This is a genomic window from Mesorhizobium sp., from assembly GCF_004962245.1.
Classification (GTDB): Bacteria; Pseudomonadota; Alphaproteobacteria; order Rhizobiales; family Rhizobiaceae; genus Mesorhizobium.
The window spans coordinates 188,815-209,520 of the sequence record NZ_SUHQ01000007.1; the positions used below are offsets into that span (position 1 = coordinate 188,815).

Annotated in this window: 21 protein-coding genes; 15 read left to right on the forward strand and 6 right to left on the reverse strand. The window is 62.1% G+C overall.

What is annotated here, in order from left to right:
* Positions 1 to 113: 113 nt before the first annotated feature.
* A complete protein-coding gene (locus E5X88_RS10125) occupies positions 114 to 1,943 on the reverse strand; it encodes an ATP-binding protein (protein WP_292160936.1) in 1,830 nt (609 codons plus the stop codon).
* Positions 1,944 to 2,097: 154 nt separating this feature from the next.
* Here E5X88_RS10125 and E5X88_RS10130 point away from each other — a divergent pair, with 154 nt between their 5' ends.
* On the forward strand, positions 2,098 to 2,664 hold the full coding sequence (locus E5X88_RS10130) for an XRE family transcriptional regulator (protein WP_292160939.1): 567 nt from the start codon (positions 2,098 to 2,100) through the stop codon (positions 2,662 to 2,664).
* A 4-nt stretch (positions 2,665 to 2,668) separates the two neighbouring features.
* Entirely contained in the window at positions 2,669 to 2,968 is a 300-nt protein-coding gene (locus E5X88_RS10135; protein ID WP_292160941.1) for a hypothetical protein, read from the forward strand.
* Between the two features lie 35 nt (positions 2,969 to 3,003).
* Here E5X88_RS10135 and E5X88_RS10140 read toward each other — a convergent pair whose 3' ends face one another.
* Entirely contained in the window at positions 3,004 to 4,806 is a 1,803-nt protein-coding gene (locus E5X88_RS10140; protein ID WP_292160943.1) for an NAD(P)/FAD-dependent oxidoreductase, read from the reverse strand.
* A gap of 458 nt (positions 4,807 to 5,264) precedes the next feature.
* Between E5X88_RS10140 and E5X88_RS10145 the strand changes: the two genes are divergently transcribed.
* The 8 genes from E5X88_RS10145 (at position 5,265) to E5X88_RS10180 (ending at position 12,909) form a co-directional block, all read left to right on the forward strand.
* The gene (locus tag E5X88_RS10145; protein WP_292160945.1) at positions 5,265 to 6,425 is read left to right on the forward strand and encodes a PcfJ domain-containing protein; all 1,161 of its coding nucleotides are present in this window, start codon (positions 5,265 to 5,267) and stop codon (positions 6,423 to 6,425) included.
* 310 nt (positions 6,426 to 6,735) lie between these two features.
* Positions 6,736 to 8,532, forward strand: coding sequence for an acetolactate synthase 3 large subunit (locus tag E5X88_RS10150; protein ID WP_292160947.1), 1,797 nt, complete (start codon positions 6,736 to 6,738; stop codon positions 8,530 to 8,532).
* Positions 8,533 to 8,615: 83 nt separating this feature from the next.
* Positions 8,616 to 9,188, forward strand: coding sequence for an acetolactate synthase small subunit (gene ilvN, locus E5X88_RS10155; RefSeq protein ID WP_292160949.1), 573 nt, complete (start codon positions 8,616 to 8,618; stop codon positions 9,186 to 9,188).
* A gap of 152 nt (positions 9,189 to 9,340) precedes the next feature.
* A complete protein-coding gene (locus E5X88_RS10160; RefSeq protein WP_292160952.1) occupies positions 9,341 to 9,937 on the forward strand; it encodes a LysE family translocator in 597 nt (198 codons plus the stop codon).
* A gap of 65 nt (positions 9,938 to 10,002) precedes the next feature.
* Positions 10,003 to 10,608, forward strand: a complete 606-nt coding sequence (nthA, locus tag E5X88_RS10165; protein WP_292160954.1) for a nitrile hydratase subunit alpha — start codon at positions 10,003 to 10,005, stop codon at positions 10,606 to 10,608.
* The gene (nthB, locus tag E5X88_RS10170) at positions 10,605 to 11,264 is read left to right on the forward strand and encodes a nitrile hydratase subunit beta (protein ID WP_292160956.1); all 660 of its coding nucleotides are present in this window, start codon (positions 10,605 to 10,607) and stop codon (positions 11,262 to 11,264) included. Before nthA ends, nthB begins: the two co-directional genes overlap by 4 nt.
* Positions 11,265 to 11,283: 19 nt before the next feature.
* Entirely contained in the window at positions 11,284 to 11,637 is a 354-nt protein-coding gene (locus tag E5X88_RS10175) for a nitrile hydratase accessory protein (RefSeq protein ID WP_292161047.1), read from the forward strand.
* A 144-nt stretch (positions 11,638 to 11,781) separates the two neighbouring features.
* Positions 11,782 to 12,909 (forward strand): ATP-dependent RecD-like DNA helicase, encoded by a 1,128-nt coding sequence (locus E5X88_RS10180; RefSeq protein WP_292161049.1) that lies wholly within the window; start codon positions 11,782 to 11,784, stop codon positions 12,907 to 12,909.
* 30 nt (positions 12,910 to 12,939) lie between these two features.
* Here the strand turns inward: E5X88_RS10180 and E5X88_RS10185 are convergent, their stop codons facing one another.
* Positions 12,940 to 13,344, reverse strand: coding sequence for an STAS/SEC14 domain-containing protein (locus E5X88_RS10185; RefSeq protein WP_292160959.1), 405 nt, complete (start codon positions 13,342 to 13,344; stop codon positions 12,940 to 12,942).
* 113 nt (positions 13,345 to 13,457) lie between these two features.
* Here E5X88_RS10185 and E5X88_RS10190 point away from each other — a divergent pair, with 113 nt between their 5' ends.
* Positions 13,458 to 14,198 (forward strand): pyridoxine 5'-phosphate synthase, encoded by a 741-nt coding sequence (locus E5X88_RS10190; RefSeq protein WP_292160961.1) that lies wholly within the window; start codon positions 13,458 to 13,460, stop codon positions 14,196 to 14,198.
* A gap of 103 nt (positions 14,199 to 14,301) precedes the next feature.
* Complete coding sequence (locus tag E5X88_RS10195; RefSeq protein ID WP_292160963.1) at positions 14,302 to 16,215, forward strand: potassium transporter Kup; 1,914 nt, start codon at positions 14,302 to 14,304, stop codon at positions 16,213 to 16,215.
* A 207-nt stretch (positions 16,216 to 16,422) separates the two neighbouring features.
* Here the strand turns inward: E5X88_RS10195 and E5X88_RS10200 are convergent, their stop codons facing one another.
* Entirely contained in the window at positions 16,423 to 17,313 is an 891-nt protein-coding gene (locus tag E5X88_RS10200) for an SDR family oxidoreductase (RefSeq protein ID WP_292160966.1), read from the reverse strand.
* 137 nt (positions 17,314 to 17,450) lie between these two features.
* Here E5X88_RS10200 and E5X88_RS10205 point away from each other — a divergent pair, with 137 nt between their 5' ends.
* Positions 17,451 to 17,861 carry a helix-turn-helix domain-containing protein gene (locus tag E5X88_RS10205; protein WP_292160969.1) on the forward strand — a complete coding sequence of 137 codons (411 nt, stop codon included), beginning with the start codon at positions 17,451 to 17,453 and terminating at the stop codon, positions 17,859 to 17,861.
* Between the two features lie 153 nt (positions 17,862 to 18,014).
* Here E5X88_RS10205 and E5X88_RS10210 read toward each other — a convergent pair whose 3' ends face one another.
* A complete protein-coding gene (locus E5X88_RS10210) occupies positions 18,015 to 18,740 on the reverse strand; it encodes a glutathione S-transferase family protein (protein WP_292160972.1) in 726 nt (241 codons plus the stop codon).
* 180 nt (positions 18,741 to 18,920) lie between these two features.
* Between E5X88_RS10210 and E5X88_RS10215 the strand changes: the two genes are divergently transcribed.
* Positions 18,921 to 19,379 (forward strand): MarR family winged helix-turn-helix transcriptional regulator, encoded by a 459-nt coding sequence (locus E5X88_RS10215; protein WP_366664783.1) that lies wholly within the window; start codon positions 18,921 to 18,923, stop codon positions 19,377 to 19,379.
* Positions 19,380 to 19,420: 41 nt separating this feature from the next.
* Here the strand turns inward: E5X88_RS10215 and E5X88_RS10220 are convergent, their stop codons facing one another.
* On the reverse strand, positions 19,421 to 19,849 hold the full coding sequence (locus E5X88_RS10220) for a DUF1772 domain-containing protein (RefSeq protein WP_292160977.1): 429 nt from the start codon (positions 19,847 to 19,849) through the stop codon (positions 19,421 to 19,423).
* A 179-nt stretch (positions 19,850 to 20,028) separates the two neighbouring features.
* Between E5X88_RS10220 and E5X88_RS10225 the strand changes: the two genes are divergently transcribed.
* The gene (locus E5X88_RS10225) at positions 20,029 to 20,694 is read left to right on the forward strand and encodes a TetR/AcrR family transcriptional regulator (protein WP_292161051.1); all 666 of its coding nucleotides are present in this window, start codon (positions 20,029 to 20,031) and stop codon (positions 20,692 to 20,694) included.
* Positions 20,695 to 20,706: the final 12 nt, after the last annotated feature.

Consider the following 20,706-nt stretch of genomic DNA (forward strand, 5'->3'; position numbering starts at 1 on the left):
TCCGCTCCGGTTCTCGAAAGCCACGTCATTCGATCCGGCCTGATGAATTCCTTTCCGGGATTTACCCAAGTTTAGAGACTGAAAAAGTCGTCGGGATTTATCGGCCGCCGGGCTCAATCGTTTTGTGGGCGCAGGCCGAAGGTCGCCGGCTTGAGGCCATAGCGCATATCGAAATCGTCGTCCGGCTGGACGCGCGCGACGGGCGGCTTGCGATAGTCGGGATCGCCGGCCTGCCGGCTTGTGTCAACGACTTCGGCGAAGGCCATCGCCTGCTGTGGTTTCGGCACATTGCGCAGCCTCTCGACGATCGCCGCCAGGTCGACATCGTCGTTGGTTTCGGACGGCAAGGCTTCCTTGCGCTTGGCCGTGCCGGGAACCAGGTCCTCGGACAGCTTTTCGAACTTCAGCCGCATGGTCGTTGCCACGCCTTCACCGAAGGCAATGGCTTCGCGCTGGCCCATCGAAGACAGGAATGCCAGCGTTGAGGCCGAGGAATCGGCGATCGCCGAGCGGATGATTGCCTGGTCCTGCTCATTGGCAAGCCGCATGGCGAAAAAGGTCGAGCACTGCGACAGGATGGTGGGATCCAGCTCGCCCGGGCGCTGGGTGACGACGCCGAGATAGCAACCATACTTGCGGCCCTCCTTGGCGATGCGCGACAGCGCGTGCCGGGTTGGCGCGAAACCAAGGCGCGGATCGGCCGGCATATAGCGGTGCGCTTCCTCGCACAACAAAAGCAGCCGCAGCCGGCCTTCGCTCCACAGCGCCAGGTCGAAGGCCAGGCGCGCCAGCACCGAGCAGACGGAATTGACCACCTCCGACGGCATGCCGGCCATCTCGAAGCAGGTCACCGGGCGGCCGTGATGCGGCACGCGGAAAATATTGCCGATCGTCTCGTGGATGGTGTCCTCGATCAGCCGCGAGTTGAACATGAAGCGGTAGCGCGGATCCGAGGCTGCCGATTCGATGCGCGTCTTCAGCGATTTGAGCGTGGGGCGGTCGTTCTTGCTTTCCAGCAATCCGATGCGCTCGTCGATCTGCTTGATGAGATCGGCAACGCGATAGGGCACCGGCGTGTCAGCGGTCAGCGCATCGGTGCCGCGCCTGAGATAGGTAGCCGAATTCGGGTTGCGATATAGGTTCTTGGCCGCGGGAATGAGATCGCGCAAGGCATCGACCTCTTCCGGCACCGTCTCGCGCCCGCGAAACAGCACTTCGGCAAATTCCTCGAGCCTGAACATCCAGAAGGGCAGGTCAAGCGTCGTCGAATCGACCTTGACGCAATGTTCCGGCAGGGACGCGGCGAACTCGTTGTGCGGATCGAGGATGAGAACGCGCAGATCGGGTCGAGCGGCGATCGACTTGCGCAAAAGCAGCGAGACAGCGGTGGATTTGCCGACGCCGGTGGTGCCGACAATGGCGAAATGGCGCGCGAGCGTGTCGTCGATGGCGATGTTGGCGTTGATCGCCTCGTCCTGTGAAAGCGTGCCGATGGTGATCGAATGACGTCCGGCGAGATCATAGACCGCTTGCAGGTCGCGGCTGCGGATGCGGTGGGCGATGGCGCCGATATGCGGATAGATGGTGATGCCGCGGTCGAAGATCGGCTTGGCGCCGGGCTCTGCGCCGTCGCGCACCTCGCCGATGAGCTCGATGCTGACTTCGATCGGGTTCTGGCCCTCATCGCTCCAGGCGCGATCCGACTTGCCGATCTCGTAGACCAGGCCGACGGTTCGCGTGTTGCCAAGATTGATCGAGATCATCTTGCCGACGGTCCAAAGGCCGGTGACCGTGCCTTCGATATCGTCGGCATAGGCACTGATGGTCGCACGCGCGCCGTCGCACTGCACGACATTGCCCAGAATGCGCTTGTCGCTCTGCTCGGCCTTGCGGCGCTCTTGCGATGTCGGCTCTCCGACGGAGGCTTCGCGGTCGATGAACATGGCCAGGCTGTTTCCCATTCCCCAGGCGATCGACCTTACGCCGACGGGGTTAAGGTGGGGTGAGGTTGGATGGTGTAGGGGCCGTTAAGCCATTCGCGAAAATTGACTCAAACAGGCCCCTTGCTCGACTCTATGAGTTCAATATACTGGATTAATGACTGATATAGCGAACGATATCTCTTCGACCATCGGCAGGAGAATACGCTCCGAAAGAGCCTTGAGGGGCTGGTCTCTGGCGGAGCTCGCGGACCGCTCCGGCGTGTCGAAAGCCATGCTCAGCACGATAGAGCGCGGCAAGACGAGCCCGACCGCAGCACTTCTCGTGCGCATCGCGGCGGCCTTCGGCATGACGCTTTCCACCCTCATCGCGAGGGCCGAGCTGCAGGGCGGTGGGCTGCTTCGCGGAAGCGATCAGCCGATCTGGCGCGATCCCGCCACGGGTTATATCAGGCGGCATCTTTCGCCGGTCTCCGACATGCCGCTCGAACTGATCAGGGTGCAGTTGCCGGCGGGAGCCAGGGTGAGTTTTCCGGCAGCGTCCTATGCCTTCATCAGACAGCAGATCTGGCTGATTTCCGGACGGCTGGAATTCACCGAGGGTGATGTCGTGCACAATCTCGAACCGGGTGACTGCCTGGCGCTTGGCGCGCCGTCGGATTGCACCTTCCACGCCCCGGCACCGGACGCCGCCGACTATCTGGTCGCGCTGGCCAGAGGCTGAGGCGATGGCGCGTCGCCCGAAACGTACCGACAATGGCGGCCCGCCTCTCGACGACTATGATGGTCCGCCATGGGGCGAGGGCGATGCCTACATTTTCTTTGCCTGGCAGGCCGCCCACGCCAAGGCTTGGAAGGCGCCAAGCCGTGACGTCATGCTGATGCGGCTGGACAAGGCCGAGCGGCTGGGCCTGACCTATGAGGAATACACGCTCGAACTCTTGGAGCGCGGGCGGCATTTGCAGGAAGAAGATGCCGAGCGCATCACCGAGATCAAGGCGGCCCGCAAGCGCCGCCGCCCCAGATAAAGATATCAGCCACAAGCCAAGCCAGGCGTAACGTCCTATCCTTTGTGGTGGACCTGCTGCAGCCCGTAGACCGGCGTCGCGATGCCCTCATGCCGCGCCTTCAACTGCAGCGACAGGAACTGCGAATAGTGGCGTGACTGGTGGAGATTGCCGCCATGGAACCAGAGTGCTTCCTGTTGCGTCGGCTTCCACATGTTGCGCTGTTCGCCCTCCCAAGGACCGGGGTCCTTGGTTGTGTTCGAGCCGAGGCCCCAGCACTTCCCGACCTTGTCGGCGACCTCTTGCGAGATCAGCTCCGCCGCCCAGCCGTTCATCGAGCCGTAGCCGGTGGCATAGACGACGCCATCGGCCGGCAGCTCGGTGCCGTCGCTGAGCAGGACCGAATGTTCCTTGATCTCCTCCACGTCGACGCCGCTCTTCAGTTTGATGGCGCCGTCGATGATCAGCTGTGAGGCGCCGATATCGATGTAGTAGCCGGAACCGCGCCTGAGATACTTCATGAACAGGCCGGAGCCGTCGTCACCCCAGTCGAGCAAGAAGCCGGCTCTTTCCAGTCCCTCGTAGAATGCCGCATCGCGCTTTTTCATCTCCTCGTAGAGCGGGATCTGGAATTCGTGCAGGATCTTGTAGGGCAGGGAGGCGAAGATGAGATCGGCCTTGGCCGTGGTCATGCCGTTTTGCACGGCTTGCTCCGAATAGAGAGCTCCGAGCCCGACATCCATCAGAGTATCGGATTTGACGATATGCGTGGTCGAGCGTTGTACCATGGTGACGTCGACGCCGGCTTCCCAGAGGGCGGCACAGATGTCATGCGCGGAATTGTTCGAGCCGATAACGACGACCTTCTTGCCAGCGTACTTATCCGGACCGGGATGTTTCGAGGAATGGTGCTGATCGCCTCTGAAATTCTCCATGCCCTTGAACTTAGGAAGGTTAGGCCGGCCCGACATGCCGGTGGCCAGCACCAACTGCTTGGGCTTCAGCGTGATGTCCTTGCCGTCGCGATGGACGACCACCGTCCATTCTTTTTTCTCGTCGTCATAGGTGGCGCTCTTTGCCTCCGTGGAGGACCAATAATTCAGCTCCATGACCTTGGTGTACATTTCCAGCCAGTCGCCGATCTTGTCCTTGGGCGAGAAGACCGGCCAGTTCCTGGGGAAGTCGATATAGGGCAGATGGTCGTACCAGACCGGGTCGTGCAGGCAGAGCGACTTGTAGCGCTTGCGCCATGAATCGCCGGCGCGCTCGTTCTTCTCGACGATGATGGTCGGCACACCGAGTTGCCTCAGCCGGGCGCCGAGCGCGATGCCGCCCTGGCCGCCGCCGATGATGAGTGTGTAGGGTTGCGTCTTGAAGCCGAGTTCAGCCGCCTCCTTCTCGCGCTCTTCCTTCCAGGTCGGCCGGTTTTTTCCATGGCCATGCTTGGCGCCCAACGGCCGGGCGAAGCCGGCGGGTTCCTCATGACCCTTGAGCTCGACCATGGTGGTGAGCAGCGTCCAGATCTTGCCGTTCTTCAGCCTGATATGGCCGAAGCCGCGCGCGACTTCTGTTTCGAAGCTGATCCAGCCCTCCAGCAGCTCGCCGCTTTCGCTGGCGTCCTCGCCCTTGGCGATCGCCCAATTCGAAGGTTTTGTCTTCGCCAACTGGCTCACCAGCATGTCGCGCACCTTGTCGCGACCCTCCATGGTCTTGATGTTCCAGGTGAAGGTCACCAGGTCGCGCCAGTAGCAATCTTCCTGAAAGCATCCGACCGCCTTGTCGATGTCGCCGGCGGTAAGCGCTGCGCCGAATTGGTCGAGCAGGTCGGACAGTTTCTTGGCTGGGGCCTTGTCGAGCATCAAATTTCCTCCCGTGAAATCTTGGTCGTCATTGTGGCTTTGCCGGACCCTCCCAGCCCGTCGATCGGAGTATCGCGGCAAACAATGCGTCGCGTCACGTCGTCAAATAGTTTGGCGTGATTTCAATGGTTTATCGAAAAATCGTGGCGTGCGCATGGTCCATGCGGCGGCGAACCATTCGCCCGCATTTCGCGCGCACCGCGGAGCCGAGAGTTTTCCGGCGACGATCGTGGCTGCCCGAAGGCCAAAGATGCACCTTTGCAACACCCCATCAGACCATCGTAGATGTTGAAAGAATGACCTTGCGTCAAGTTTTCTGCGAGCTTATGGAAGCCGCCCATTCTAACCCGTCGTCCTGAAAGGAGACCTGTCAATGACCCGGCAATCCAGATCGACACATTCCGTGCCGACGCTGGAATTGCGTGCGGCTGACAGGGGTCCAATCAGGAAGAACGGCCATGGCGAAGTCCATGATCCAGCGCAGGCAGGAAGCCGAGCGCGAACGCATTGAAGCATATGCTGTAACGCTGCGGCGGGTTTCTGCCGTCCCGCGTCCCGCTCCGGATTTCGCGCGGGCGCTTGACGAGGCACGCCGGGGCTTTGCTGGTCTAGCGATCCGCGACGGCGCGCTGTGGCGTCCAAAGCTGAAGACGCGCGACCGCGCGCGCTTGCGACTGGCTGCGGCGCGCCATCTTTATGCGCGCTACCCGGTTTCGGCCGCGCTCGAGGGCATCTGGCTGGACAGTTCGGGGCTGGATCCCGACGAGATTGCGCTCCGCAAGGCGTGGTATATCGCGGTTGCGCGGGGCAACTCGCTCTACAAGGCGGGCGCCAATGCCTGGCTATCCCGCAAGGAGGTGCATTGCTTCCTGAACGTGTCCGGCGATTTCACTTTCGACGAGGCGTTTTGGGTGGCGATCGCCCGGTCCTATACGCATGACCCGGGGTTGGCAGCCCGACTTGCGCGGACGAAAATCGCGCGCACGCCGCGCGGGGAGCTGGTCTTCTGGCGCGAGGTGACGCGATTTTTCTGCGGGCATCCAGCGTCGAAGGAGGAGATCGATGATCTGTGCGACTATATCGGCGCGATGCACCAGCGCGATGCAGCGTACAGCCTGAAGGGTCGCACGCTCGCCTCGCTGCGTCGGCAGATGTCGGAATGGCACCGCGACATTGCCGCGATCGAACGCATCGAGGCAATGCGCCGCCGCGCTGCCGGGCGGGCTCCGCGTACTGCCGGAATGCAGTCGCAGGGCCGCACCTGGGACGGCTCGCGCCTCGAGGACTGGGACTGGCAGCCATCGACCAAGGAGGCGAAGGCGCATGGCGAGCGTTTCTTTGTTCGCCAGCTGAAGACGGCCGAGGATCTGGTTGCCGAGAGCCGGGCGATGCATCATTGCGTCTCGATGTATGCAGCCAAATGCATCGCCGGCAACGCCTCGATCTGGGTGCTGCGACGCACGGCGCTCGGCAAGATCGAGCGGTTGCTGACGATCGAGCTCGACCCGCAAAACCGTGCGGTGCAGGTGCGCGGTTTCGGCAATCGTCTCGCCTCGCTGGAGGAGCGCAAGATCATCGAGCGCTGGGCCAAGGCGAGGGGCGTGGCGCTCAGGGCCTGAAACGGAAGAACCGCGCGACCGAGAGGCCGCGCGGTTCATACACGGGCGGATGTGAGTCTTGAGTTCGCCGACAAGCGTGAGCCAAGCGCACATTCGCCGTTGACAGCGGCGCAAAACCAATTCTATTGTCCGCCACCATGAAAACGGCACTTATTCTCGTAGTAGGAAGGCGCGTGGGCAAGGCGGTGTAACCGCCGGGCGAAAACCTCCCATGCGCAAGACACAGGCTCCCCCGGGGGCCTTTTTTATTGCCCGAAACACGACTAAACGACCAGCAATCGCCGATGGCGGACAGTACGGGACCAGACCGATGAGCAGTGGACAGAACGAGCGGCGCGAAATGCCAAGAACCGAAATGACTGGCGCCGAAATGGTGGTGCAGGCGCTGAAGGACAACGGCGTCAAGCATGTTTTCGGCTATCCGGGCGGCGCGGTTCTCCCGATCTATGATGAGATATTCCAACAGGACGAGGTCGAGCACATCCTCGTCCGCCACGAGCAGGGCGCGGGTCATGCGGCGGAGGGCTATGCGCGCTCGACCGGCAAGGCCGGCGTCATGCTGGTGACCTCGGGGCCGGGCGCCACCAACGCGGTGACGCCGCTGCAGGATGCGCTGATGGATTCGATCCCGCTGGTCTGCCTGACCGGTCAGGTACCGACTTCGCTGATCGGCTCGGATGCTTTCCAGGAGTGCGACACGGTCGGCATCACGCGCCCCTGCACCAAGCACAACTGGCTGGTCAAGGATGTCAACGAACTCGCGGCAATCATCCACGAGGCCTTCCATGTCGCGACGACCGGGCGTCCAGGTCCGGTCGTGGTCGACATCCCGAAGGACGTGCAGTTCGCCAAGGGCATCTACGTGCCGCCACAGACGGCGCCGCGCACGAGCTATCAGCCGAAAGTCCAGGGCGATCTGGAGAAGATCAAGGCGGCGGTCGAACTGATGGCCGGCGCCAAAAGGCCGATCCTCTATACGGGCGGCGGTGTCATCAATTCCGGCCCGGAAGCCAGCCATTTGCTGCGTGAACTGGTCGACCTCACCGGCTTCCCGATCACCTCGACGCTGATGGGCCTTGGCGCCTATCCGGCGTCGGGCAAGAACTGGATGGGCATGCTCGGCATGCACGGCACCTATGAGGCCAACATGGCGATGCATGATTGCGACGTCATGGTCTGCATCGGCGCGCGCTTCGACGATCGCATCACCGGCCGGCTCACCGCGTTCTCGCCAAACTCGAAGAAGATCCATATCGACATCGATCCGTCGTCGATCAACAAAAACGTCCATACCGACGTGCCGATCCTTGGTGATGTCGGCCGGGTGCTGGAGGATCTGGTGCGGCTGTGGCGGGCGACCGCCAAGGCCGACAAGAAGGCGCTCCACCCGTGGTGGGAGCAGATCGCGAAATGGCGCGCGCGGGATTCGCTCGCCTACAAGATGAATCACGACGTCATCATGCCGCAATACGCCATCCAGCGGCTCTACGCGCTGACCAAGGATCTGGACACCTACATCACCACCGAGGTCGGCCAGCACCAGATGTGGGCGGCGCAACACTATCATTTCGAGAAGCCGAACCGCTGGATGACTTCCGGTGGGCTCGGCACGATGGGCTACGGCCTGCCGGCGGCGCTCGGCGTGCAGATCGCGCATCCGGACGCGCTGGTCATCGACATCGCCGGCGACGCCTCGGTGCAGATGACGATGCAGGAGATGAGCGCGGCTGTGCAGCACGAAGCGCCGATCAAGATCTTCATCCTCAACAACCAGTATATGGGCATGGTGCGGCAGTGGCAGCAGCTTCTGCACGGCAACCGGCTGTCGCATTCCTACACCGAGGCGATGCCGGATTTCGTCAAGCTCGCCGAAGCCTATGGCGGCCACGGCATCCGCTGCGAGAAGCCGGACGAGCTGGACGACGCGATCAAGGAGATGATTTCGGTGAAGAAGCCGGTGATCTTCGACTGCCGCGTGGCGACGCTTGCCAACTGCTTCCCGATGATTCCGTCGGGCAAGGCGCATAACGAGATGCTTCTGCCGGACGAGGCGACTGACGAGGCGGTGGCCAACGCCATCGACGCCAAGGGCAGGGAACTGGTGTAACGCCGAAGCCGAGGCAGGGCTTGCCGGAAGAAGCCGTGCGAAAACAGAGAATTAGCGCAAAGTTTGAAATCGAGATTCATGTCATGAACGCACACCTTCAACCCACCGGTTCCGCCTACTTCATTGCCAAGGAGACGGAAAGACCGGAAAACCACACGCTTTCCGTGCTGGTCGACAATGAGCCGGGCGTGCTTGCCCGGGTCATAGGCCTGTTTTCGGGACGCGGCTACAACATCGAGAGCCTGACGGTCTCCGAAACCGAGCATGAGAAGCACCTGTCGCGGATCACCATCGTGACGCGCGGCACGCCGCATGTGCTGGAGCAGATCAAGCACCAACTCGAGCGCATCGTGCCGGTGCACCGCGTCGTCGATCTCACCGTGCGCTCGCATGAGCTCGGCCAGGAACGGCCGCTGGAGCGGGAACTCGCGCTGGTGAAAGTGGCGGGCACCGGCGAAGCCCGCGTCGAGGCGCTGAGGCTGGCCGATGCCTTCCGCGCCAGCGTCATCGACGCCAACACCGAGCATTTCATCTTCGAGATCACCGGCAAGGGCTCCAAGCTCGACCAGTTCATCGCCATCATGAAGCCGCTCGGCCTGGTCGAAATCTGCCGAACCGGCGTGGCGGCGATGAACCGCGGTCCGCAGGGAATGTAGTCGTCCGGCGCTTGGGTCCGATGCTCTGGCGCCGCCTGTATTCGTTCTGTCGCTTTGCAATCCTGATCCTTTGGCCCGGCTGCCGCCGTGAGGTGGCTTTCTGTGCGTCTGGGATAAAAGGACAATAATGCTGACCTACCTGGGGGAAAACCATGACCCTCGACGCATTCTTCGCCCTTCTGGTCTATGCCTTCGTGACCTCGATCACGCCGGGTCCGAACAATTTCATGCTTCTGGCATCGGGCGTGAATTTCGGTTTCGCCAAAACCACTCCGCACATGCTGGGCATCAGCATCGGCTTCCTCGTGCTGCTGCTTGCCGTCGGCTTCGGTCTGGGCGCGGTGCTGACGGCATTTCCGGTTCTCCACACCGGATTGAAAATCGCGGGCGGCGCTTACCTGCTCTATCTCGCCTGGAAGATCGCCATGTCGCGCTCGCTCAGCGGCAAGAGCGAGACCAAGGCGCGACCGATGCGCTTCGTCGACGCGGCGGCTTTCCAGTGGGTCAATCCCAAGGCATGGGTGATGGCGATCACCGCCATGGCCGTCTACGCCAATCCGGAGCATCCGTTCCTGTCGGTGGCGTTGATCTCGATAGCCTTCACCATCGTCAACCTGCCGAGCGTCTCGGTGTGGGCAGGTTTCGGCACGGCGCTGCGCGGTTTTCTGTCGGATCCGATACGGCTGAAATGGTTCAACATCGCCATGGGCGTGCTGCTGGCGGCGACGCTGTGGCCGATGCTGCGGTAGCTGCCGGGTTTTGGGTCCAAGCCATCGCGCTTGCGGTCGGGGGCTCGCGATCGTATTTTGAGGCCATGTCCCATGACCATGATCACGACAACGAGCTCGATCCTTTTGCGGCGCGGGTGCGCGCGCTGGAGACGATCCTCACCCAGAAGGGGCTGATCGATCCAGCCGCGGTCGACGTCATCGTCGACACCTACGAGACAAAGATCGGCCCGCGCAACGGCGCCAAGGTGGTGGCGAAGGCCTGGGTCGACCCCGACTTTGCCACCTGGCTGAAACGCGACGCGACGGCGGCGATCGGCTCGCTCGGCTATACCGGCCGGCAGGGCGAGCATATGCAGGCCGTGTTCAACACGGCTGACACGCATAACCTCATCGTCTGCACGCTGTGTTCCTGCTATCCGTGGTCGGTGCTCGGCCTGCCGCCGGTGTGGTACAAGGCGCCGCCCTATCGTTCGCGCGCGGTGATCGATCCGCGCGGCGTGCTCGAGGAATTCGGGCTGACCTTGCCGGCAACGACAAGAATCCGGGTGTGGGATTCGACAGCGGAGCTGCGCTATCTGGTCGTGCCGATGCGGCCGAAGGGCACCGAGGACTGGAGCGAGGAGCGGCTGGCGGAGCTGGTGACACGCGACGCGATGATCGGCACCGGCCTGGCGCGGGAGACGGCATGAACGGGCCGCAGGATCTCGGTGGGCAGATGGGGTTCGGGCCGGTCGCTCCCGAAAAGGACGAACCCTATTTCCATGCTGCGTGGGAAAGGCGGGCGCTTGGCGTGACGCTCACCGCCGGCGCCATGGGCGCGTGGAATATCGATGAGAGCCGGCATGCACGCGAATCGCTGCATCCCGCTGACTACTATGCCTCAAGCTACTACCAGATTTGGATTAAGGCGCTGGAAATCTTGCTGAAGCGGCATGGCTTCGTTAGCGACCGCGATCTGGCCGCGGGCAAGGCGGTCGATCCAGCGGCAACGCCCAAAAGGGTGCTGAAAGCGGACGACGTGCCGGCTGTGCTAGCCAAGGGCGGGCCTTGCGACCGGCCGGTCGCCACGCCGGCGCGGTTCAAGGCCGGCGACCTTGTGCGGACGAAGAATTTTCATCCGACCGGCCACACGCGGCTGCCGCGCTACGCACGCGGCAAGCAAGGCCTCGTCGAGGCGGTGCGCGACGGTTTTGTCTTTCCCGATACGAATGCGCACGGCCGGGGCGAGAACCCGCAATGGGTCTATACGGTGGTCTTCGACGGCGCGGAGATCTGGGGCGAGAGCGCCGACCCGACGCTGACAGTATCGATCGACGCTTGGGAGAGCTATCTTGAACCGGCGTGAGGCGAACTCACGCGCTGCCATGCTGTCGGCGGGCGTCGATGCGCCGGTTTTCGCCGAGCCTTGGCAAGCGGAAGCCTTCGCCATGACGGTCGCGCTTCACGACAAAGGCCTGTTTTCCTGGAGCGAATGGGCGGAGGCATTGTCCGCCGAGGTCAAGAAGCCCGGTGCCGCGAGCGATGGCCACGACTATTACGAGCACTGGCTGGCGGCGCTGGAAAAGGTGCTGTCGGCCAAAGGCGTTGCCGGCAAGGGCGACGTCGATGCGCTCGCCGCCGCTTGGGAACGCGCCGCGCATGTAACACCGCACGGCAAGCCGATCCTGCTCGAGAACGATCCCGGCCCGACCGAAGGTCGTGGCGGCCCGACCGGATAGGATCGTGGCGGCTCGATCTTTTGTTCCCTTTACGTTCCGATCCTTGCCTGATAGCCTGATTTATCGCGGTGCCATGGTGCGAACGATAGCATCGATGTGACGGCCGACCTTGTCTTTCCCTTGCGAATCCGGTCTCTCGCGCTGATGGAATTCTCTCCTCAACAGGACGATGCGCTGAAAGCGGTCGCCAACTGGCTCAAGACCGGAAAGCCGCAGCTCTTTCGGCTGTTCGGCTATGCCGGCACCGGCAAGACGACGCTGGCGCGCTATTTCGCCGAGCATGTCGACGGCCAGGTGCAGTTCGCCGCCTTCACCGGCAAGGCAGCGCAGGTGCTGCGTTCCAAGGGCGCGGTCAACGCCCGCACTATTCATTCGCTGATCTACCGGCCGAAGGGCGAGGAATCGGTAGCAGACGAGGTGACCGGCAAGACCTCGATGTCGCCGACCTTTTCGCTCAACCGGCAAAGCCCGATCTCGCGGGCGAAACTGGTGGTCATCGACGAATGTTCGATGGTCGACGAACAGCTTGGCCGCGACCTGATGAGTTTCGGCACGCCGATCCTTGTTCTCGGCGACCCCGGCCAATTGCCGCCGATCTCGGGCGGCGGCTTCTTCACCGACCATGAGCCGGATATCCTGCTCACCGAAATTCACCGACAGGCGCGCGACAACCCGATCATCCGGCTGGCCCTCGACGTGCGCGAAGGTCGCGAATTCATGCGCGGCGACTACGGCACGGCACAGGTGATCGGCAAGGAAGACGTCACCCAGGAGCTGGTATTAAAGGCGGACCAGGTGCTGGTCGGCACCAACAGGACGCGGCGTCGCTATAATCAGCGGTTGCGCGAGCTGAAGGGGTTCAATGCCGACTACCCGCAGGCCGGCGACAAGCTCGTCTGCCTGCGCAACGACCCGGCCAAGGGGCTGCTCAACGGCTCGCTGTGGAAGGTGATGACCTCGTCGCGCGAGACGGTCAAGCCCGGCATCAATTTGCTGGTCTCACCCGAGGAGGACGACCCGGACCGCGGCGTTGCCAAGATCAAGCTGCTCAAGGCGGCGTTCGAAGATCCGGACGCTGACATTCCCTGGCAGCAGAAAAAGCGCTTCGACGATTTCGACTACGGCTACGCACTGACCGTGCACAAGGCGCAGGGGTCGCAGTGGAACGAGATCGTGCTCTTCGACGAAAGCTGGGCGTTCAAGGAAACCCGCCAGCGCTGGCTCTACACCGCGATCACGCGCGCGGCCGAGCGGCTGACGATTGTCAGGTAGGCCGGTCGAGCCAGCAGCCGGGGAACCGCGTTACCGCGGGACAATCGGCCTGGCGTCGAGCCATTCCCAGGCGGCCGCTTCGTCCTCGCTCTTGAAATGCCTGAGTTCGATTGGCAACGAAGCAGGCAGCAAACCCCGCGCGTCGGGCACCCAGTTCGGCTCGCCGACCGCCGCGCAGCGGCCGACATGCTCCACGGCATGGGCCGTGCCCTGTTCGAGCGTTTCGTCCGACACATCGGCCCAATCGACGCCGTCATGGTCGACCAGGCGCACCAGCACGTCGATTCTCGGGTGCAGCGCATAAGCCGCCTCCAGCAATCCGAACAGGTTTTCCGCATCGGCCGCGGTGACATGGCCGACGACGTCGATGGCGAAAAGGTCGTCGCGGTCGGTGTCGACGCGGCGAACTGCCGGCACTTCTTCAAGATAATTCACGAGGGCTTCCTCTTGCTGGACATTATCCGCCCTTCTGGAACACCGAAAACCCCCTGTCTGTTCCCACCAAAGGCGGTATAGATGGCCGCAAATACATCCGGACCCGAGAAGCCATGCCCGCAAAGCTCTCCGTCAATCTCAATGCCATCGCCATGCTGCGCAACCGGCGCGACCTGCCGTGGCCAAGCGTCATCGGGCTTGGGCGTCTGGCGCTGGCCGCGGGAGCGCATGGGCTGACGGTGCATCCGCGGCCCGATGAGCGGCACACCCGGCATTCCGACCTGCCGGAGATCAGGGCGCTTATCGATGACGAATTCCCCAAGGCTGAATTCAACATCGAGGGCTATCCGACGGAGGAATTCCTGGCGCTTGTGGAAAAGCACCAGCCGGAGCAAGTGACGCTGGTGCCCGACGACCCTGCCCAGGCTACCTCGGACCATGGCTGGAACTTCGCCGCCGAGACTGCGTTCCTGACACCAATCGTCAAGCGCCTGAAGAAAGGCGGCTTTCGCGTGTCATTGTTTTCTGACGCGGACCCGGCAGGCGTGAAGGCCGCGCGCGACACCGGCGCCGACCGGATCGAGCTCTACACGGGGCCGTATGGCAGCTACCATTCCGATTCTGCAAAGGCGGAGAAAGAGCTGGAAAGATTGGGAAAAACCGCTGACGCCGCGCTTGCCGCCGGACTTCAGGTCAATGCCGGCCACGATCTGGTGGTGAGCAACCTGCCGGCACTGGCAAAGCGCATCCCGGCATTGGCCGAAGTGTCCATCGGACATGGGTTGACAGCCGATGCATTGGAGTATGGCATGGCCGGCACGGTCAAGAGATATCTGAAGGCCTGTGGGTGGTAGAGATGGAAGCCTCGCATTGCGGACATGGCAGCCATCACGTCGGGGCACTTGATATTGCATCGCAGCAAGCGTAGAGCACCGCCCGCTTATCGGAGTGTCGCCTATGGCCCTTACCAACACTGGTAGTGAGGCAGAACCCGTCGAACAATCGAGCCATCCTGAGGTCGAAAAGCACAGCACCAAGGTCTTGATGCTGGGCGCGCTGGGCGTTGTCTACGGCGACATCGGCACCAGTCCGATCTATGCGCTTCGCGAAGCACTGCATGCTTCGTCCGGCACCGATCCGCGCAGCGCCGTTCTGGGCGTTCTGTCGCTGATCGTCTGGGCGTTAACGATTATCGTGACAATAAAATATGTCGCCTTCGTGCTTCGGGCGGATAACAAGGGTGAAGGCGGTACGCTGTCGCTTATGGCGCTGGCCCGGAAAGCTTATCCGGCTGGTTCCAGCATCATTCTTGGCATTGGTCTCTGCGGAGCCGCACTGTTTTTCGGTGACGCGATCATAACGCCGGCTATCTCGGTGCTTTCAGCGGTGGAAGGTCTGAGCGTCGTGACCCCGGCGTTCGATCCGTACGTGGTTCCCATTACATTGGTGATTCTTGCCGTCTTGTTTGCCGTGCAGCGCTTCGGGACTGGTAGAGTGGCCTCCGTTTTCGGGCCGGTCACGGCGCTCTGGTTTCTGGCGATCGGCATTGCCGGATTGCTGCACATCCTCGACGACCCCTCGGTGCTTTTGGCAATCAACCCCTATTATGCGGTCGTCTACCTTGCCGAAGCCAAAACGGGCGCATTTCTTACGGTCGGCGCGGTTTTTCTGGCGGTCACCGGTGCTGAAGCGCTTTATGTCGATCTCGGCCACTTCGGTCGCCGTCCAATCGTACTCGCCTGGTTCTGGATCGTCTTCCCTTGCTTGCTACTCAGCTATTTTGGGCAAGGCGCATTCGTTCTTGCTCACGGTGGGCTGCCCGACAATCCGTTTTTCCAGATGCTGCCAGATTGGGCACTGATACCGATGGTCGCGCTCGCAACAGCAGCGACCGTCATCGCCAGTCAAGCCGTTATCTCCGGGGCGTTTTCGCTGACCCGGCAGGCGGTGCAGCTCAATCTTCTGCCCAGAATCGAGGTTCAGCATACGTCCGAGATGCAGCTCGGCCAAATTTACATGCCGCGCGTGAACCTCATTCTCGCACTCGGCGTGATGCTGCTGGTCGTCGGCTTCGGCAGTTCGAGTTCCCTGGCTTCCGCCTATGGAATTTCGGTGACCGGCGAGATGCTGATGACGACTATTTTGCTATTCGTGGTGATGCGGTGGCAATGGAAATGGCAGGTCGCACTCGCTGCGGCGCTCGCGCTGCTCTTTGGCACGATAGATACCGGCTTCTTCCTGGCAAATGTCGTGAAATTCGTGGAAGGCGGATGGGTTTCGATCGCTGTTGCCTGCATCATGGGGCTGATCATGGGGACCTGGATACGCGGCAGCCGCTATCTGTTCGACAAGACGCGCAGGAACGAGATTCCGCTCGATTTCCTTGCCGGCAATTTGTTGAAGAAGAAGCCGCAGTTGGTGTCAGGTACGGCCGTGTTCCTGACCAGCGATCCACTCAGCGCACCGACCGCGCTGATGCACAGCCTGAAGCACTACAAGGTGTTGCACGAACAGAACGTCATCCTGTCGGTGGTGACGGCGCAGCAGCCTCTCGTGCCCGATAGCGATCGGGTCAAGATGGAAACGATCAACGAGCTGTTCATGCGGGTGACGCTGACCTTCGGCTACATGGAGCAGCCCAACATCCCGCGTGCGCTGGCGATTTGTCGCAAGCAGGGCTGGAAGTTCGATATCATGACGACGTCCTTCTTCCTGTCGCGGCGCTCGCTCAAGGCGTCACCCAATTCCGGCATGCCGGTGTGGCAGGACAAGCTGTTCATCGGACTGGCGCGCACGGCGGCGGATGCGACCGAGTATTTCCAGATCCCGACCGGGCGTGTGGTCGAGATCGGCACGCAGGTGGCTATTTAGGGCACGCCGATATTCAGGTGATGCCGGTCCGCGAATGGCGGGTTCCTGCGCTTCCGGTACTCACGGACCAAATGTCCGCTCCGTTCCGGTTCTCGGAACCCACCATTCTCGACTCGGCCTGACCTGAATCTCGACATACCCCGGCGGATCGGTGAAGGGCTGTGCCTGACAGCAAGGCCCTTGCCACACCCGGCGAAGCCGCCGACTTCAGCCAGCCAAAGCTGCCTTGTTCGCCTCGAGGAAATGCCTGAGCGATTGCGGCTTCTTGCCTGAAAGCGTCTCGATCGCGTCGGTTACCATGCCGATACGGCCCGAGCGCGTGTTGGTGTCGAAGGAAACGATGACAGGGGCAAAATCCGAGGGAGTGCCCGCCGCCTTCAGTCCTTCGGTCAGCGCTTCGTCCGAAAGCTGGACGACTTCGATGGGCTTGCCGGTGACGTCGGTCACCAGGGCCGCGATCTCGGCGACCGTATGGGCCTGCGGACCCGTCAGCGTGTATGTGGTGCTTTCGGAAGCGCCCGAAGCAAGGCCGGCGGCGATCGCCGCGGCCATGTCGTCGCGGGCGCCATGGGCAATGCGGCCGTCGGCAGCGGATGTATACCAGTATCCGGATGCAATGGCGTGGGGCAGCGACATGAACAGGTTCTCCTGGTACCAGCCGTTGCGGAAGATCGTATAGGGGATGCCGCTCGCCTTGATCGCCTGCTCGGTCCCGTAGTGATCGCCCGCAAACAGCACCGGCGATCCTGGCTCCGGGTTTGGCATCGAGGTGTAGAGCAGATGTGAAACGCCGGCCTTCCTGGCAGCGGCGACTGCATTCTCATGCTGCTTGAGGCGCTTGCCCCCGAGGTCGATCTCGCCGGTCGAGATGATCAGGACCCTGTCGGCGCCCTTGAATGCGTCGACGAGCGACGCTGTCTCATCGAAATCGGCTTGCCTGATGGTGACGCCGCGCGCCGCCAGGTCGGCGAGGGTTTCCGGATTACGCGTGGCGGCGATGATGCGCGCGGGCGCAACCTTGAGCGTGTCCAGCAGATGATGGATGACGCCGCGGCCGAGCTGGCCGGAGGCGCCGGTGACGAGAAGGGTTTCGGTCATGGGAAGTCCTGTCGTTGCGCCGGGAGCGGCGGGTGCCTAGATAAGTCTCGAAAAGAGACCAGCACTAAAATAGGAATTGACCAACCCTCGTAAAGAAGGCAGTTTTGCGGGAGGTAGGCAGGCTCAGGGAACCAGCAATGGACAGCAAGATCGTCAATCTGAGATCGAAGCTCGAGATCTACAAAGCGGGCAGCGGTGGGGGCAACATTGCGGATTGTCCGGTTCGCGATGTGATCCAGGGCATCAGCAACAAATGGAGTTCGCTGCTGATGATGGCGCTGGCCGAAAAACCGTACCGGTTCGGCGAATTGCGGCGGCTGGTGCCCGACATCTCACAGCGCATGCTCACCCAGACGCTGCATGATTTGCAGCGCGACGGTTACGTCCATCGCGAGGTGTTCCCGACCAAGCCGCCGAGCGTCGAATACAGTCTGACCGATCTCGGAAGCTCGATGTTCGGACCCCTGCACCAACTGCTCCAGTGGGCCGAGCGCAATCATGGCGCCGTGCGCGACGCGCGGAAAGCTTTCGATGCAGCCCAAGCCTGATTCCTTCAATACCAGCGGCAATGGCCTGATTTGGCGATACCGCTGAAGGATGGTGCCCGCCGGTTGGGCTCGGCGGACAATGGGCATTTCTCTGGACATCGCGATTGCCGGCGCCGCCTTGCCTCGATGGTGGCTGGAACCGTGATCGATCGGTCAGGCGGATCGGGACCAAGGAAGCGCAGTGGCCGCCTCGTTGCGGCGGATGATTTTCGAAAGATGCGAACCCTTCGCTTCCAGGAATGCGTGAAGCCGCTGTGGATAGTCCGGGGTGACAGCGTCCTTCACCGACTTGCGTTCGTGCAATCCCTTCCGCCAGGCCTCGACAAGCGGCTTATCGCTCAAGATGCCGAAATCGCCGATCAGATCGAAGGTGTCGAAATAGCGGAAGATTGGCCCATAGACCGCATCGACCAGTGAAAAGCGCTCGCCGGCGAACCAAGGTCCGGCTCGGCCAGCCGCCAGTTCGGCTTCGAGACGATCGAACATCGCCGACAGACCTTCGCTTTCGGCAAGGAAGGCGGCCTCGGTCGGTGCGGAATAGAGTCGGCCAATCGCGTTGAGGATGGCCGAGCCGAACTCGATCCAGGCGCGATGCCGGGCGCGGGCCAGCGGGTCGGCAGGATGGAGTGGGTTGGCCTGCGTTTCCTCGAGGAATTCGAGGATGACCGCAGATTCGAAGACCACCGTTTCTTCGCCGTTTTGCTGCACGCACAGCAGCGGCACCTTGCCGAGCGGCGATATCGCCTTGAACCAGGCCGGCTTGTTGGCGAGATCGATGGTGATCCGCTCGAACGGCACGCCCTTCTCGCGGAGCGAAATGGCAGCGCGCTGCACGTAGGGACAAAGATGGTGACTGACGAGAACGAGCTTGTCGGTCATTTCATTCTCCAGACATTGGTTCAAGGCGCCGGCTGCCCGTGTCCGGGATGTCGGCGGTCTTGCAGATTTCCTGTTTCATTGCAGTGTCGTCCGATATTAATGCAATTGCATCTACATATGAATGCATTTGCATCTATTGTCAACCTTGATGCAATTGCATCTATCGCCTATGCTGCAACCATGACGGAGAAAGCCATCCCTTCGCCTGCGGCTATCAAGGCCTGGGCGCGCCTGATACGCGTTTCGCGTCAGTTGGTGGAAAGAGCCGAAGACGCGCTGAAAGACAGCAGCTTACCGCCGCTTGCCTGGTACGACGTGCTGCATGAGCTTGCCGAAGCGGGCGAGGGCGGGTTGCGGCCATTCCAGCTGATCGAGCGCACACTGTTTGCGCAATACAACATCTCCCGCTTGCTGGCGCGGCTCGAAGCGGACGGGCTGGTCGAGAAGCTCAGGGTTGCCGATGACGGCCGAGGACAGACAATCCGCATTACAGGGAAGGGGCGCGAGACGCGGCGCCGCATGTGGGCCATTTACGGACGATCGATCGCGGAACTGGTCGGCGCCAAGCTTTCCCATGACGACCTGGACGCATTGTCGGCCCTGCTTGGACGGCTGCGCGATCCTGCCACCCTGGAATGATGCTGCCTTGGCACCCAAGATCGAGGTGTATTGCAGCGGCGTCAGGCGCTGCCCCAGAGGAATGCCAGTGCCGCCAGCACGCCAAGCATGACGCGAACCAGATGCAGATTGCCCCATTTGACGATCAACGTCCTGGCCTGCGGATTGGTGGCGGCCGCATCCATTGTCTCTAGCAATCGGTTTGACGGCATCATTACGACAAGCGTCCATGGCCAAGGCAGGATGATCAGCACCGCCCCGACCAGATAGGCGAGACTGCCGGTCTGCCACCAGGCAACGGCACCGAGAACACAGGCGACGACCGCGATCGACGCCTGCATGGCGGCGCCGCGCTTGTAGGATGGCTGCCATTCCTGCAGCAACGCCCTGTCATCAAGACGAAGCCGCGCCGGCTGCTCGGCGACGCTGACATAGATGGCGGCGCCGGCGAAAGCGGCGGCAACGGTCAAGGCAAGCAGGCCTATGAACATCTTCCTTCCGCGGCATATGTTCCGGTAAGACCGTTCCCGTAAAAGGCCGTTCCGGAAGGCGCCAAAAAAACGGAGATAGGGCTTGCACCGTCTCGGACAATACGCCATAGACATGCCGAACCGTAACGTACGGTACGCACTGGGCGAGCGGCGCCATCATCGAACGGGAAAAGAGTTTGTTGCAGGCAAGCGTCGACATCGACACTGGCGAAACGCTGACGGAGCGGCAGAAAGCGGTGCTCGACGCCGCACTTCGCCTGCTGGTCGAAGAGGGCGATCACCTGACCATGGCCGCCGTGGCGCGGCGGGCGAGCTGTTCCAAGGAAACGCTCTACAAATGGTTCGGCGATCGCGACGGGCTTTTGACGGCAACGGTGCAATGGCAGGCCTCCAAGGTGCGGGTGGTGCCGGTCGACCGCAAGGGGCTTGACCTTGCTTCGCTGACGGCGAGTCTCGAACGCTTTGCGTCCGACTGGCTCAAGGTGATTTCGAGCGACACTTCGATCGCATTGAACCGGGTGGCGGTCGGTCACGCTGGCCCACTCAAGCGGAAGGACGGGAAGGACGATCTCGGCGCCATCGTGCTGGAGAACGGCCGCTTCGCGCTGGCCAGGCGCCTGAAGCCGGTGCTGGAAGCAGGCCAGCAGGCCGGGCTTCTCGAGTTCTCGGATGCCGAAACGGCATTCCGCACCTTTTTCGGGCTGGTCGCCCGTGACGTGCAGATCCGCCTTCTGCTCGGCGACCGGCTGGAATTGACTGATGCGGCGATCGGCGGCGATGCCGTCCGGGCGACGCAGCAGTTTCTCGCTCTTTACGGAGCAAAAACCGGGCCGCAAGGCCTCTGAATTCAAAAACGG